Annotated in this window: 15 protein-coding genes; 5 read left to right on the top strand and 10 right to left on the bottom strand. The window is 69.8% G+C overall.

Annotation, left to right across the window (positions count from 1 at the left end):
- Nucleotide 1: 1 nt before the first annotated feature.
- Nucleotides 2-409, top strand: a complete 408-nt coding sequence (locus tag ACIRGA_RS05625; RefSeq protein WP_400936888.1) for a VOC family protein — start codon at nucleotides 2-4, stop codon at nucleotides 407-409.
- A 2-nt stretch (nucleotides 410-411) separates the two neighbouring features.
- Here the strand turns inward: ACIRGA_RS05625 and ACIRGA_RS05630 are convergent, their stop codons facing one another.
- Nucleotides 412-969 (bottom strand): helix-turn-helix domain-containing protein, encoded by a 558-nt coding sequence (locus ACIRGA_RS05630; RefSeq protein ID WP_400936891.1) that lies wholly within the window; start codon nucleotides 967-969, stop codon nucleotides 412-414.
- A 77-nt stretch (nucleotides 970-1,046) separates the two neighbouring features.
- On the opposite strand from ACIRGA_RS05630, the gene ACIRGA_RS05635 reads away from it, so the two are divergent.
- The 4 genes from ACIRGA_RS05635 to ACIRGA_RS05650 are packed head-to-tail and all read left to right on the top strand — an operon-like array spanning nucleotide 1,047 to nucleotide 3,948.
- Complete coding sequence (locus ACIRGA_RS05635) at nucleotides 1,047-2,183, top strand: MFS transporter (protein ID WP_400936894.1); 1,137 nt, start codon at nucleotides 1,047-1,049, stop codon at nucleotides 2,181-2,183.
- Nucleotides 2,184-2,192: 9 nt separating this feature from the next.
- A complete protein-coding gene (locus tag ACIRGA_RS05640; RefSeq protein ID WP_400936897.1) occupies nucleotides 2,193-2,354 on the top strand; it encodes a CopG family transcriptional regulator in 162 nt (53 codons plus the stop codon).
- Nucleotides 2,351-2,698, top strand: a complete 348-nt coding sequence (locus ACIRGA_RS05645; protein ID WP_400936900.1) for a VOC family protein — start codon at nucleotides 2,351-2,353, stop codon at nucleotides 2,696-2,698. Before ACIRGA_RS05640 ends, ACIRGA_RS05645 begins: the two co-directional genes overlap by 4 nt.
- Nucleotides 2,695-3,948 carry an MFS transporter gene (locus ACIRGA_RS05650; RefSeq protein ID WP_400936902.1) on the top strand — a complete coding sequence of 418 codons (1,254 nt, stop codon included), beginning with the start codon at nucleotides 2,695-2,697 and terminating at the stop codon, nucleotides 3,946-3,948. The genes ACIRGA_RS05645 and ACIRGA_RS05650 overlap by 4 nt, the downstream gene beginning before the upstream one ends.
- On the opposite strand, the gene ACIRGA_RS05655 is transcribed toward ACIRGA_RS05650, so the two are convergent.
- From ACIRGA_RS05655 to ACIRGA_RS05695, 9 genes are all read right to left on the bottom strand, one after another.
- Nucleotides 3,924-4,919 (bottom strand): teichoic acid biosynthesis protein C, encoded by a 996-nt coding sequence (locus ACIRGA_RS05655; RefSeq protein ID WP_400936904.1) that lies wholly within the window; start codon nucleotides 4,917-4,919, stop codon nucleotides 3,924-3,926. The two genes, ACIRGA_RS05650 and ACIRGA_RS05655, sit on opposite strands and share 25 nt — an antisense overlap.
- Before the next feature lie 126 nt (nucleotides 4,920-5,045).
- Nucleotides 5,046-6,158: a serine hydrolase domain-containing protein gene (locus tag ACIRGA_RS05660; RefSeq protein ID WP_400936906.1), complete on the bottom strand. Its 1,113-nt coding sequence runs from the start codon at nucleotides 6,156-6,158 to the stop codon at nucleotides 5,046-5,048.
- An 11-nt stretch (nucleotides 6,159-6,169) separates the two neighbouring features.
- Nucleotides 6,170-6,931 (bottom strand): hypothetical protein, encoded by a 762-nt coding sequence (locus tag ACIRGA_RS05665; RefSeq protein ID WP_400936909.1) that lies wholly within the window; start codon nucleotides 6,929-6,931, stop codon nucleotides 6,170-6,172.
- A complete protein-coding gene (locus ACIRGA_RS05670; protein ID WP_400936912.1) occupies nucleotides 6,928-7,245 on the bottom strand; it encodes a WXG100 family type VII secretion target in 318 nt (105 codons plus the stop codon). The genes ACIRGA_RS05665 and ACIRGA_RS05670 overlap by 4 nt, the downstream gene beginning before the upstream one ends.
- The gene (locus ACIRGA_RS05675; RefSeq protein WP_400936914.1) at nucleotides 7,242-7,589 is read right to left on the bottom strand and encodes a YbaB/EbfC family nucleoid-associated protein; all 348 of its coding nucleotides are present in this window, start codon (nucleotides 7,587-7,589) and stop codon (nucleotides 7,242-7,244) included. The genes ACIRGA_RS05670 and ACIRGA_RS05675 overlap by 4 nt, the downstream gene beginning before the upstream one ends.
- Before the next feature lie 34 nt (nucleotides 7,590-7,623).
- Nucleotides 7,624-8,331 (bottom strand): ESX secretion-associated protein EspG, encoded by a 708-nt coding sequence (locus ACIRGA_RS05680; RefSeq protein ID WP_400936916.1) that lies wholly within the window; start codon nucleotides 8,329-8,331, stop codon nucleotides 7,624-7,626.
- A complete protein-coding gene (locus ACIRGA_RS05685; protein WP_400936919.1) occupies nucleotides 8,328-8,654 on the bottom strand; it encodes a hypothetical protein in 327 nt (108 codons plus the stop codon). Before ACIRGA_RS05685 ends, ACIRGA_RS05680 begins: the two co-directional genes overlap by 4 nt.
- A complete protein-coding gene (locus tag ACIRGA_RS05690; protein WP_400936922.1) occupies nucleotides 8,651-9,682 on the bottom strand; it encodes a hypothetical protein in 1,032 nt (343 codons plus the stop codon). The genes ACIRGA_RS05685 and ACIRGA_RS05690 overlap by 4 nt, the downstream gene beginning before the upstream one ends.
- Before the next feature lie 121 nt (nucleotides 9,683-9,803).
- Nucleotides 9,804-12,134 carry a helix-turn-helix domain-containing protein gene (locus ACIRGA_RS05695; protein ID WP_400936925.1) on the bottom strand — a complete coding sequence of 777 codons (2,331 nt, stop codon included), beginning with the start codon at nucleotides 12,132-12,134 and terminating at the stop codon, nucleotides 9,804-9,806.
- Between the last annotated feature and the right edge of the window lie 261 nt (nucleotides 12,135-12,395).

Raw genomic sequence — 12,395 nt, forward strand, 5'->3', positions numbered from 1 at the left:
CATGGACATCGCCATTCACGGGAGCTTCCTCCCGCAGACCGACCCCGAAGCAGCACTGGCCTTCTACCGCGACATCCTCGGCTTCGAGGTGCGCAACGACGTCGGCTACGACGGCATGCGCTGGCTCACCGTCGGCCCGCCGGGGCAGCCCGTGTCGATCGTGCTGCACCCGCCCGCCGTCGACCCGGGCATCACCGACGACGAGCGCCGGGTGATCGGCGAGATGATGGCCAAGGGCACCTACGCGGGCATCCTGTTCTCCTCCGACGATCTCGACGGTCTCTTCAAACACCTGCAGGAGGCGGGCGCCGAGATCATCCAGGAGCCGACCGACCAGCCGTACGGCCTGCGTGACGGCGCCGTCCGCGACCCGTCCGGGAACCTGATCCGTATCCAGCAGCGCGTCTGACTTCACCGGGTGCGGGCGCGGACGTGGACCCGTTCGCCCTGCCTGCCGAAGAGACTGAGCACCTCGACCCGCCCGCGGCCGGTGGCGCCGAACCAATGCGGTGTCCGGCAGTCGAACTCGGCGGCCTCGCCGGGACCGAGCACGACATCCTGGTCGCCGAGCACGAGCCGCAGCCTGCCTCGCAGCACGTAGAGCCATTCGCGGCCGGCGTGCGTTCGCGGGCGGGGATCGTCGTCGCCCGCCGGAATCGTCATCTTGTAGGCGCGGGGCCCGTCCTCGTGCCGGGTGAGCGGGATGAGCACCCGGCCGTCTGATGGCGGTCCGAGCACCCTCGGTGAGGCGACGATCTCGTCGACGCGCAGGCCCAGCGAGGCGATCACCGGCAGCAGCAGTTCGAGGCTCGGCTTGCGCTGTCCGGATTCGAGGCGGGACAGCGTGCTGGTGGAGATGCCGGTGGCGCGGCTGAGCTCCACCAGCGTCGTGCCCTTCTTCTCCCTGGCGTGACGCAGCCGGGGCGCGATCAGCTCGATCGCCGCGGTGACGGCGGGTTGGTCCTGCATGTCGCCAGCTCAGCAGCTCGTCCCGGTTCCGGCAAAGTTCTTTGCCGAAACAGCCAGAAGCTCCCGATGCTGGCCGCATGACCGAGACGAAACGCCTCCCCGCCGGGGTCTACCTCCTCGCCTTCAGCCTGTTCGCGATGGGGAGCGCCGAGTTCCTGATGGCCGGGGTCCTGCCCGCGGCCGCCGCCGATCTCGGCGTCTCCCTGTCGTCCGCGGGCGCGCTCATCACCGCGTTCGCCCTCGGTGTCGTCCTGGGTGGTCCGCCGTTCGCCGTGCTGAGCTTGAAGTGGCCACGGCGCACGGCATTGATGACCACTCAGGCCGTCTTCGCCGCCGCCACCGCGGTCGGTCTGCTCGCCGATGACTACTGGATCCTCCTGGTCGTCAGGTTCGTCGCCGGTCTCGCCTACGCCGGCTTCTTCGCGGTCGCCGCCGTGACCGCGATCAGCCTGGTGACCCCCGACCGCAACGCCCGCGCCTCCGGTGTCGTCGTCGCGGGGCTCAGCGTCGCCATGGTCGCCGGGGGACCGGTGGGCACCCTGCTGAGCAACCTCACCGACTGGACCGGCGGTTTCTGGGGCGTCGTGACGCTGACCGTCGTGGGGGTGGTCGCGTGCGCCGTCGGCCTGCCCGCCACCGCGCCTTCGTCGGAACCCAGCCTTTCGGGGGAACTGCGCGCCATGCGGGCACCACGCCTCTGGGGTGTCTACGCGATCACCATCCTGAGCACCGCCGCGTACATGGTGTCCTTCAACTACCTGGCGGCGATGCTCGCGGACGTCCTTCCCGCGGTCTGGATCCCCGCGGTCCTCGCGCTGTTCGGGATCGGCGCTTTCGCCGGACTGTCGATCGGCGGCCGGATCTCCGACCGTCGCCCGCACCACGCGCTGCTCGGCGGCGCCGTCGGCATCGCGGTCTTTTCGGCGATGCTCGCACTGTTCGCCACCTCCGTCTGGGTCGTCGTGCCGACGGTGTTCCTGCTGGGTGTCGCGGCCTTCGTGCTCAATCCGGCGCTCTACGGGCGGGTCTTCACGATCGCCGCTTCGGCCCCGACCCTCGCCGGCGCGACCACGGTCTCGGCCTTCCAGCTGGGCATCAGCCTCACCCCGGCCTTCGCCGCCGGGGCCTTAAACCTGGCCGCTTCGTTGACCGCCATCCCGTGGATCGGTGCGGGTCTGGCGCTGGTCACGGTGCTGCTTGTGCTCACTTGCTAGCATGCGAGCATGACCCAGGTCGCCAAACGGCAATTCAACGTCTATCTGCCGAACGACCTCATCAAGCGGGTGAAGCACGCGTCCGTCGACGCCGACGAGTCGCTTTCGTCGTTCGTCGAACGGGTGCTGGAGGAGTACCTGCTGCGGACCAGTGAGGAACGCGAGCGATGAAGATCATGCCGATCCGCTACAGCGCGGACGTCGAGGCCATGACGCGGTTCTACGAGGTGCTCGGCCTGCGGGTGGGGCCGGTGTCGCGTCCCGGCGGCTGGGTCGAGATGCCCGCCGAGGGCGGGATGCTGGCCGTCCATCGGTCGTCCGGCGAAGACGTGGGCCGCTGCGAGCTGGCCTTCGAAGCCGACGAACCACTGGAGGACGTCGCGGAACGCCTGCGGGCGGCCGGATTCGAGCCGGGCCCGCCGATGGACGAGGGCTTCGGCCACTCGTTGCGCGTCCAGGATCCCGACGGGGTCTGGGTGCAGCTCAACCGGTACGACCGAGACCTCTACACGTGACAGGAGTCCGGCTGGCGGTCGGCATCGTCGCGCTCGAGTTCGCGGCCGCCGTCACCGGCTTCGTCGCCTCCACCTTGCTGCCCGTCGTCGCCGCCGATCTCGACGCGAGAAGCGACCTCGGGCTCCTGATCGCCGGCTCGACACTAGGGCTGTTCGTCGCACTTCCCTTGGCTAGCAGGGTTCTCGCGCGCCTGGGCCCGCGCGGTACGCTCGCCGCCGGGATGATCGCCTACCTCGGCGGCCTCTTCCTGGCCGCGGTGGCGCGGACGGCGTGGATGTTCGCCCTCGGCCAGTTCTCCGCCGGGCTCGCGAGTGGTCTCCTGGCGATTTTCGGTGTCAGCTCGGCGATCCGGCATCTCGATGACCGGCTGCGGATCCGCGTGATCGCGGCGTCCTCGGCCATGTGGATCGTGCCCGCCCTGGTCGGCCCGGCCGCGACCCTCGGCCTGGAACATCTCGTCGGCTGGCGATGGACCCTCCTGCTGCCGGTGCCGTTCGTCCTTTTCGGACGGTTGCTGGTCGTGCGTGCCGCTCGTGGCGACGCACCCGATGCCGCTTCCCGGCCCTTGCTACGAACGCTGTCAGTGCCGCTAGGAGCGGCGATCGTCGTGTTCAGCGCGGGCTTCTGGCCGCTCGCGCTTGCTGGGGCGACGATCACCGCCGTCGGGATGATCGCGATCCTGCCGCCGGGCACCGCACGGCTCCGGCCGGGAACCCCCGCCGCGCTCGGTGCCATGGTGCTGTTCGCGATCGGCTATTTCGGCGCGGACAGCCTGATCACCGTGCTCCTGACGAGCGAGTTCCACGTGAGCCTCGGGCAGGCGGCGATCGTGCTGAGCGCCGCGCCGCTGGGCTGGGCGGTGACCAGCCTGGTGGCGGCCAAGTTCTCCTCGGCACGCTTTCCCGCCGTGGGCCTGAGTCTGACCGCTCTTGGCACCGCGGGCGTGGCCTTCGGTGGTTCGTTCGCCACGGCTCTCGTCGCCTGGGCGGTCGCCGGAATCGGTGTCGGACTCGCTTATCCGAGCCTGTACATCAGGGCCACGACAGCGGACGCGAGCGGTTTCACCGCCGCGGAACTCGCGACCGCCGTCATCACCGCGGAATGCGTCGGGCAATTGCTGGGGCGAGCCGTGGGCGGCGCCTTGAGTTCCTCGGGCGCCGGTCTGCTGGCGTCGTACGCGCTTTTCGCGGCCGCCTTGGCGGCGGCCGCGTTCGCCGCGAGGCGTCAGTCGATAAGGACGTTCTTGTAGAACAGGTTCGCGTAGCGGTTGATGTTGTCCATGCTGCTGCGCGACCCGAAACCGATGTACAGCCGCGTTTCCCCGGCCAGGCTCCGGTAGATCCCGAGCCCCTCCGGCTCGCGGAACACCAGTGATTGTCCCGCCTTGGTCAGCGCGCGGCTCTTGACTTGGCCGGTGTTCATGTCGATGCAGGTGACGTAGGAGTTGATGTCGGCGGGGTCCGCGTGTCCCGTACCGTCCAATGTGTACAGATACTGGCCGTAGATGGCGTACCCCTGGAAGGTCACCGGCACGGTGGACAGCGCGGGCTGCGCGAAATGCGCCAGCGGCGAACTGAAGTTGCCTGCCGCGGCGGAAGCGAGCGGGTAGACGCTGTAGAACATCTTGCCGCCTTCGTTGCGGCGTACCGCGATCCGCTTGTTGATCGGATCGGTGGCGCAGGTGATCGTGTCGCTGCCGGTGAGGAACTTCTTCACCGACGGCGTGCCACCGTTGACGAACTTGAACCGGGCCAGCGCCGTCCCGCGACCGGCCCCCGTGGGTCCGTCCGAGTCGCATTCCATCCAGATGTAGGAGTCGGTGCCCACCGGTTCGACGCCGATCGACACCCCGTGCCCGGCGTTGTTGAGATGCATCGCGCCCTGGATCTCGCCGGAGAAGTTGACCTGGGTGATGCACAGATCGTCCCCGGTCCCGCCGTTGCGGGCGTTCACGATGAAGATGCGCACGTTCTGGTTGTCGAAGGTGAAGCCCTGCATCACATGGTGCGACTCGTGCAGGATCTTGCTGCGGAACTCGTCGTAGGTCGGCTTGGTGAGGTCGAAGCGCTTGGACGTCGGCACCGCGGCCGAAGCCGGTCCGGCGAACACCGCGCCGGTGCCGAGCAGCGCCGTCGTCGCGGCGAGTCCACCACCGGCGCGCAGCAACGAACGCCGGGAGAGCGGGGAGCGGACGGGATCCGGGGGCAGCTGCTCGGACATGGGCGCTCGCCTTCGTCGAGTTTCGCGGTCCGATGGAAGGTTCTTGAGGCCCGTACAAAATCTGTACAAACCCGGCGTGGCGACCCCGGCACCGCGAAACGACCGAGCGATGCCGGGGTCGCCGATCTACTTCCCCTCACACAGGGCGGCGTTGGCGACGTCGACGCCGCTCGGGTCGGTCGGGAGCTTGTTCGAGTTGGTCACGACCGACGCGAACCGGCCGTCGTCGGTGGCCAGCGTGAGCGACGCGTGCCCGGTCGGCAGGGCGCCGTCGTGTCCCCAGGCCACGCCGCCGCAGGACAACTGGATGCTGAACTGCCCGAGCCCGTACCCGGCGGGGGAACCCGGCGTCCATGGCACGACGGTGCGCATCTCCGCGAGGGCCTTCCGCGAGACGACAGCGCCCGAAACGAGCGCACGCTCGAATTTCGCGAGGTCCGTCAAGGTGGATTCCATCGCGGCCGACGCACTCCACTTCGAGAGCTCGAACGAGGTCGTCATATCGACCCAGAAGTAGCCGCCACCGAGCTGGAAGCCCTGGTAGCCGGGCAGGTACGGACTGGTGAGCGTCCGCTTTCCCGGCGGCGGGAACGAGGTTTCGGTCAGCCCGACCGGTTCGATGATCCGCTCGGTGATCGCGTCGCCGACGTATTGGCCTGTGAACTTCTCGATCAGCAGGCCGAGGACCAGGTAGCCGACGTTGGAGTAGTGGTAGGCCCCGGGCGCGGAAACCGGTTTGTCGTCCATCGCGGCGTGTACGAGCGTGGCCAGGTCGAACGTGCCGTCCGGCTTGGTCTTCGCACCGGCGGGGTCGTGCGGGAACCCCGCGGTGTGGTTGAGCAACCGGCGCACGGTGATGACGGTGCCGTCGTAATTCCCGGTGACGACGCCGGGCAGGTACCTCTCGATGGGAGCGTCGAGGTCGACGAGCCCCTCGTCGAACAACTGGAGCACCACGGCCGCGGTGAACGTCTTGGTCTGGCTGGCGATCCGGAAATGGTCGTCCGCCGTGATGGGCCGCTGCCCGGGGGTGGTGGCGGATCCGCTCGACAGGGTCCACGAGCCTTGGCCGTCGCCGGCGTGGACGGCCGCGCCGGGGCCCGCCTGACGCTGGTAGCGGTCGAGCATGGTCTGTACGGCGGCGTGATCGCCGGTCTCGGCCGCCACCGCGGGGGCGACCGGCACGGCGAGCGCGACGGCCAGAGCGACACCGGCGAGCCGCTGGGTCTTCGTTCCCATTCTCTTCTCCCTCAGTCTTTTTCGGAGTTCGTCGAGGCGTCACCGATCGCGGTGAGTCCCTTCTCGATGACGTCGAGCACACCGGCGACGCCTTCGAGCAACTTCACGAGGTTTTCGCCGCTGGCGAGCAATTCGGCCAGTTTGGCCGCGATCCGGCCGCCGTGTTCGACGGCGATCGCCACGCACTCAGGGATCGCCTCGGCGATGCTGGCCCCGAAGGTCGCGGGCGCCGCCGCGATGGCCCTGGTCATGATCGGCACGATCTTCCCGACGGCCTCGGTGATCAGGCGGGTGACGATGTCGACGGCCTGCGCCACCACCTCACCGGCCGCGACCATCGCCTTCGCGTTGGTCGCCGCGGACTCCGCGACCGTCTTGATCCCGTCGACCAGCTTCGTCGCCGTCGCGGTGTAGTCCCGCTTGGCGTCCCCGGACCATTCGCTCGTCTCGTTCTCCGTCGTGGAGCCGTAGTCCTCGGCGACGGAGTTCGCGCCCTGCGAGACCCTGTCGTGCTCGGCGGAGGGAGCCGAAACCGATGCCGGCTCACCGCGAAGCTGCCCGAGCGGCTCTTCGAGGAACGAGATCATCGGCGTCAGGAAGTCGCAGCCGGCGCTGCCCAACGCGGAAAGCGGGCTCGCCGTCGAGCCGAGCATGTCGAGTGAGACGGCGGGCTCACCGCTGAGCTCCGCGGACAGCCATTCCTTGCCACCGACGGAATCTCGCGCGACGCGCAGGTTCGCGAGCGCGGTGGTGATCTCCACGGCCGTCGTCATCGTGCGCCTCCATCGAGGTTCAGGCGGGCGGCGTGGTCTTCGTCCGTGCTCTGATACCGCTCGGCCGCCCTCCGCATGCCGTCGCCGACGTCGTCCATGACCGACGCGGTGCGGGCGAACGCGTCCCGCGTCCGGCTCATCGCGGCGCCGATGCCCGCGGTGAAGCACTGTGCGAACGGTCCGAGCGCCGTCGGCGGCATCTCGCCGGGCAGCGCTGTACCGAGCGAGGACAACTGGTCGGCGTGCGCGGTGAGCCGGCCCGCGTGCCGGCGTAACTGATCGGGATCGACGGCGTAGGACCGTTCCGCGGTCATCGCACGACCTCCGGCGAGAGGTGCCGGGTGAGCTGGGTGAGTGCCGCGCCGTCGCCGAGATACCCCGCCATCACGTCGGCCATGCGTTCGCCGGCGAGGCGCTGTGCTTCGCGTGCGGTGGTCACGATCAGCGCCGCGAGCGCGTCGGCTTCGAGTTTGCGCGCGGCGGGCGTCAACGCGACACCTTCGAGCACGCCCGCCGCGTTGACCGAGACGGTGACCTCACCCCGGGGTGAGCGTGCCGTCGCCCCCGCCTGTTCGAGACTCTCCCGAGCCTGGCGTGCACCGTCCGCGGCGCGTTCGAGCCGGCCTCGGTAGTCGGCGAGCCATTGTGCCGGCTCCATGGTGTTCCCCTTCCTTGTTCGATGGAACGCGTCGTCACTGGCGGGCCAGTGCCGCCGCCTCGCGTAATGCGTGTACGAGTTCGTTGTGCCGCAACGGGTTGACGCTCACCCAGCCGCGGTCGTCGCGATCGATCCGGACCCTCCCCGAAGGACCGTCCAGCCAGGAAAGTTCGAGTGGCCGCTTCTCGGCGCCCGATCTGCGTACGACCCCGAGCTGGCCGCGTCCCGCCACCGAAGGCAGCACGGTGGCGAGCGCTTCGGCGGCCGGGGCGTCGCCGTCGGCCACCGGAGACCAGGTGATCGGCAGGGTCGGTGCGGCAGGCACCTCGGGAAGGAACCCGGCGAACGTGTCGGCGAGCGCGTCGTACGCGACCCTCATGACGGTCACCGGGCTCGGCGCGCCGCCGAGCGGCTGTCCGCACAGGACCGCTCGGTCTTCGTGGATCATGGCCGCGAAACCCGTCAAGCTTCCCTGGTCGGCCAGTACCAGATCGACCGAGCCGTGGTGCTCGCGCAGCGCGGCGACCAGGGTCCCGGCCAGGCCGGCCGGTCCGTCCGCCGTGGCGAGGCCACGTTCGGCCAGCGAGCCACCCGCGGCACGAAGCGATGCCTCGCGTTCGCCCGCGATCCGGCCGAAGGACGGAATCCGCAACGGGAACGGCAGCGGTACGCCGGCGAAGGTCGCGAGCAGATCCAGCTCCGCGAGTTCGAAGCGGCTGCCGTGTTCGTCGAGCGGGGTCATGACGCCCGTCCCCTGAGGTCGTCGCCGGCTCGCTCTTCCTGCTCTTGGTACTTGTGCTTGGCGGACGCGAGCATCTGCCGGTATTGCCTGACTTCGCGTTCTGTGGCCTTGATCTCGCCCGCGAGTCCGGAGCCTCCCGCGGCCTCCCGAAGGCGGTTCGCCAGATGCGCGGCGGGCGGCGCGGTGCCCAGCATCGGCAGCCGTGCCGCGAGCCTGCTCGCGGTGGCCACCAGATCGGCGGTGAGATCACCGAGATCGGCCAGCGTCGTGATGCGTGCGTCGAGCAGTTCCAGCTCGACTTCGATTCCCCGCCCCGCGCTCATCGCCACTCCCGCTCGGGAAGACCGATGACCGCCTCACTGGCGGGCTCCGAGAGGGGGAACAGCGCGTGGTCGATCGTCGGCAGCTGGTTGGTGTGGTCGTCCTCGTCGGACCGGCCATGCGTGCCCGAGCCGGCCAGAGCCGGCTGGCCCACGGAGTCGGTGCGCGTCGCGGCCGGTTCGGCCGCCGCGTGCGCCGCCATCGCGCGGGGCGCGGCCGATAGTGCCGCCGCTCCCACTCGCGCGCCGTTCGCGAGGGGGCTCACGAAGGCGCCTGGCCCGGCGACACCGGCACGGGTGAGCGTTGCGGCGGTCGCGCCCTGCCCAAGTCCGCCGGACCCGGTGAGGCGCTGCCACGAAGACCCGCTCGGGGTAGTGCCGTCCGGCGACGAGGCCGAGGCGCTCGCCGTGGTGTCGCCGCCCGGCATGGTCGAAGCGGTCGGGATCGTGCCCCGTGCCTGTCCGATCAGCCTGCTCGAATTCGTCAGGCTCGACTCGTAGGTCCGCATCGTGTGGACGGCACGCTGCTTTCGCAGGTCGGTCGTGCCGGTGTCGGCGTAGAAGCTGAAACCCGCTCCGCCGAAGGTCCAGTCCATGAACATGCTTGTCATCGGTGCGGCTGGATCACCCGCCGGGGCGGGCATCGTGGCCCTGGCCCACGCCAGCGCGTCGGCGGCCTGTTGCGCGGCCCGCTCGCCGGCGTGGGCGAGCTCCGCGATCTTCTCCACCCGCTCGGCGAGCGCGAGCAGACGCTTCGCCGCTTCCTCCGCGCCGCTGCCCCGCCAGCCGTCCAGCAACGCGGCGCGCTGCTCGCGCAGCACTTCCGCGTGGTTGACCAACGCCGCCCGATGCGCGGACCAGTCCGCGGCGATCGTGCCGACGTCCGCGATGTCGGCGTCCTGCCACAGCATCCGGTGCAGCTCTTCGTGGCTGTAGGCCTCCCAGTTCACCCCGCCCTCCGGCGGTGTGGGCCGTCCGAAGTACACGTTCCACATCCCGGAGATGTCAGCCGGCGCAGTCTCGGTGCTCACCCCGGTTCCCCCTTCCCACCGACCGCTTGTCGATGCGACCCATGCTGGCCGAGGGCGTGCCGGAGCCGGAAGGTCGAGCGGCGGCCATTCACGGCCGGTGGTACTGAGCTGCGAAAAGGGCCTAGTGCTGGGCGCGGTAGGCCTTGGCGAGGTGCTGCTGCAACCGGGCGTGCCGGAATTGGTAGACGGCGCCGGACTGGCGCAGCACCCCTCGCCGGTACGCGTCGTCCAGGAACGCGGTGACGGCCCACGGCAGCTTGCGGAGGAGAGGGAGCCGCAGGCGGGTGAAGACCAGCCACTGGCCCCACGCGGTGAAGGTGATCACGTACGCGAAGGCTGTGACGAGCCCTGCGGTGAGACCGAGCAGGGCACTGACCCTGAACGACCGCACGAGGTGAAAGGACGGACCCGTGATGCTCTCCAGCGCGGCCGCTGCCCCGAAACTGCCGAGGCCGATCGCGATCGCGAGTACCGGCGCGAACAACCCGACGACGCGCAGCACGGTCGAGCGGTTCGCCGCGAGCAGGTCGGCGGGGCTGGTGGCGGTGCTCAGGTTGGCGGGTACCTCGAGGAGGGTGATGAGCGCCAGCAGCCCACCGCAGGCAGGGCCGAAGGCGAGCCCGAACACAGTGACGTCGACGAGGATCAGGCGGAGGAGACGGCCGAGATCGTCGATCACGACGAGATCCGGCGACAGTGCCCTCACGAAGACACCGACGAGGGTGATGGCGACGGCCGCCAGCACGCCACCCCCCACGCCCGCCGCGAACCTGACGGCGATCCTCCGCCGGAGACGGGGCCGGCGTGCCCGCCGGTCGAACAGCCGCACCCGCACGCGCGTCGGTTCGAGAGGTCCGGCCTTGCGGACCACCAGGAACGAATACAGCAGACCGAACGGAACGGCGATCACGGCTCCGCTGGCCAGCCCGTCGACGAGGACGACGGGCCACCGGAACGGCAGCCCGGAAGTGAGTGAATTGAGCGGGCACAAAACGAACCAGATGACGAGCGCCGTGGTCAGCCAGGTGGAGGCCGTCACCAGGAGGACACGCGACCACCGGGTCAGCGAGCCGCCCATCCGCCACCATTCGAGGTCACCGGTTTCCCGCCGGTCGAGGTCGTCGGCGAGGAAGCCCAGCCAGCGGCGGACCTGTTCGAGGTCCCAGCGCTGCCGGACGTCGCCGGCTTCCCAGACGGTCGGGACGAAGGTGTCGAGCAGATGCTCTTCGAGCGCCTGCGCCGTCGGGAAGCGGCCGGTGTCCAGCAGGCTTGCCGGATCGCGGTCGCGCGAGTCGCTGTAGACCGTACGGGCGAGCCCGACCATGAGCGGGGTTTTCAGGACCGTGGCCAGGTTCGCGGCCGGCGCTTCGGCGTCACGCAACGCGGCCAAGACCGGATCCCACGCCGTGGCCGAGCCGCCGGGAGTGAGGCGCCGTGCCGTTCGGGGCAGGTAGCCGGCGAGGTCGTCGACGGTGAGGTCGGTCAGTTCCACGACGGCGGCCGACGTCAGCGTGTGGAACTTGGTGACGGCCCGCTCGTACTCGTCGAAGCGACTGGTCAGGAACAGCGGCCCGGACAGGGAATTGAGCGCTTCGAGCGCCGGCCGGTGCAGGCCCGCGGCGATCTCGTCGAAGCCGTCGAGGACGGGCAGGATGTACCCGGTGTCGACCAGCACGGCCGCCAGTGTCGAGCCGCCGGGTGCCTCGGCGGAGAGGCCGGGATGGTCGCGCTGAAGCGTTTCGACGAGCCAGGTGCGCAAGGGCGTCGTGGTCGGGTCCCACGAACCGACGGTGAAGATCACCGGCACGACGCCGCCGCGATCCCGGACGGCCAGCGCGTCGAGCGCGAAACGCAGCGTCAGCACGGTCTTGCCCGCTCCCGCGCGGCCCAGCACCACCAGTTTCCGGGACGGGATGCCGCGGTAGATGTCCGCGATGTCGCCGATCTCACCGGAGAGGTCGAGCGGCTCGGCGGTCATCCCGTGCGGAACGCGGCAGATGTTGTCCCAATGGTCGGCGAGGTCGCCCGCGATCCGCCACCTCACGGGCAGGGGGAACGGGTCGTGCACGCGGCGCAGTTCCTCCTCCCGCCTGAGCCGGGTGGCGATGATCGTGGCCAGATGGTCCGCCGCTTCGGACACCTCTTCGGGAACGATGACGAGCGAGGGGGCCGGAACCACCGGTGTCTCGCCGGTGTCCTTGGGCGGTACTTCGACGGACTCGTCCGGTTGTCTGCCGTCGGCGGCGGCGAGGAGGGCGGCGCGCTCCTGCGGGGTGATGCCCAGGGCGTCGGCGAGCAATGTCACGGTGCCGACGCGCGGATCGGTGCCCCCACCGGTTTCGAGACGGCGGATGGTTCGGACCCCGACACCCGCACGGGCGGCCAGGCCCTCCTGAGTCAGACCTGCCCGGCGGCGGGCGTCGCGGAGGAGAACGCCGAACCGACCGGCCACGGGCGACGTCCCTCCAGATGCGCTGTGCGACGAGTGATCATCCTAGTGGTGGACCGGCCACGAACGGCAGTCGGTCGGCCTGGTCACCGACTCGCGATATCCACGGGAATCCATTCTTCCCGATTCGTCGATTCCGGCACCTGTCGTGACGAAATCGGCAAGAAAGAACGGGTGTCGCCGTGAAAAAGAGAATGGAATGGATTCGTGTCCATCTCTGACTTTCTGTGTTCGCGCGTTCATCCGGCTACGTCGAATGGTCCA

Source organism: Amycolatopsis sp. NPDC102389 (assembly GCF_044765885.1).
Classification (GTDB): domain Bacteria; phylum Actinomycetota; class Actinomycetes; order Mycobacteriales; family Pseudonocardiaceae; genus Amycolatopsis.

Bases quoted from the DNA above. Each gene is read 5' to 3' on its own strand.
- ACIRGA_RS05665 (WP_400936909.1), bottom strand. From the start codon at position 6,931: ATGACGACGGCCGTGGAGATCACCACCGCGCTCGCGAACCTGCGCGTC.
- ACIRGA_RS05625 (WP_400936888.1), top strand. From the start codon at position 2: ATGGACATCGCCATTCACGGGAGCTTCCTCCCGCAGACCGACCCCGAA.
- ACIRGA_RS05635 (WP_400936894.1), top strand. From the start codon at position 1,047: ATGACCGAGACGAAACGCCTCCCCGCCGGGGTCTACCTCCTCGCCTTC.
- ACIRGA_RS05670 (WP_400936912.1), bottom strand. From the start codon at position 7,245: ATGACCGCGGAACGGTCCTACGCCGTCGATCCCGATCAGTTACGCCGG.
- ACIRGA_RS05685 (WP_400936919.1), bottom strand. From the start codon at position 8,654: ATGAGCGCGGGGCGGGGAATCGAAGTCGAGCTGGAACTGCTCGACGCA.
- ACIRGA_RS05660 (WP_400936906.1), bottom strand. From the start codon at position 6,158: ATGGGAACGAAGACCCAGCGGCTCGCCGGTGTCGCTCTGGCCGTCGCG.
- ACIRGA_RS05655 (WP_400936904.1), bottom strand. From the start codon at position 4,919: ATGTCCGAGCAGCTGCCCCCGGATCCCGTCCGCTCCCCGCTCTCCCGG.
- ACIRGA_RS05640 (WP_400936897.1), top strand. From the start codon at position 2,193: ATGACCCAGGTCGCCAAACGGCAATTCAACGTCTATCTGCCGAACGAC.
- ACIRGA_RS05630 (WP_400936891.1), bottom strand. From the start codon at position 969: ATGCAGGACCAACCCGCCGTCACCGCGGCGATCGAGCTGATCGCGCCC.
- ACIRGA_RS05675 (WP_400936914.1), bottom strand. From the start codon at position 7,589: ATGGAGCCGGCACAATGGCTCGCCGACTACCGAGGCCGGCTCGAACGC.
- ACIRGA_RS05680 (WP_400936916.1), bottom strand. From the start codon at position 8,331: ATGACCCCGCTCGACGAACACGGCAGCCGCTTCGAACTCGCGGAGCTG.
- ACIRGA_RS05645 (WP_400936900.1), top strand. From the start codon at position 2,351: ATGAAGATCATGCCGATCCGCTACAGCGCGGACGTCGAGGCCATGACG.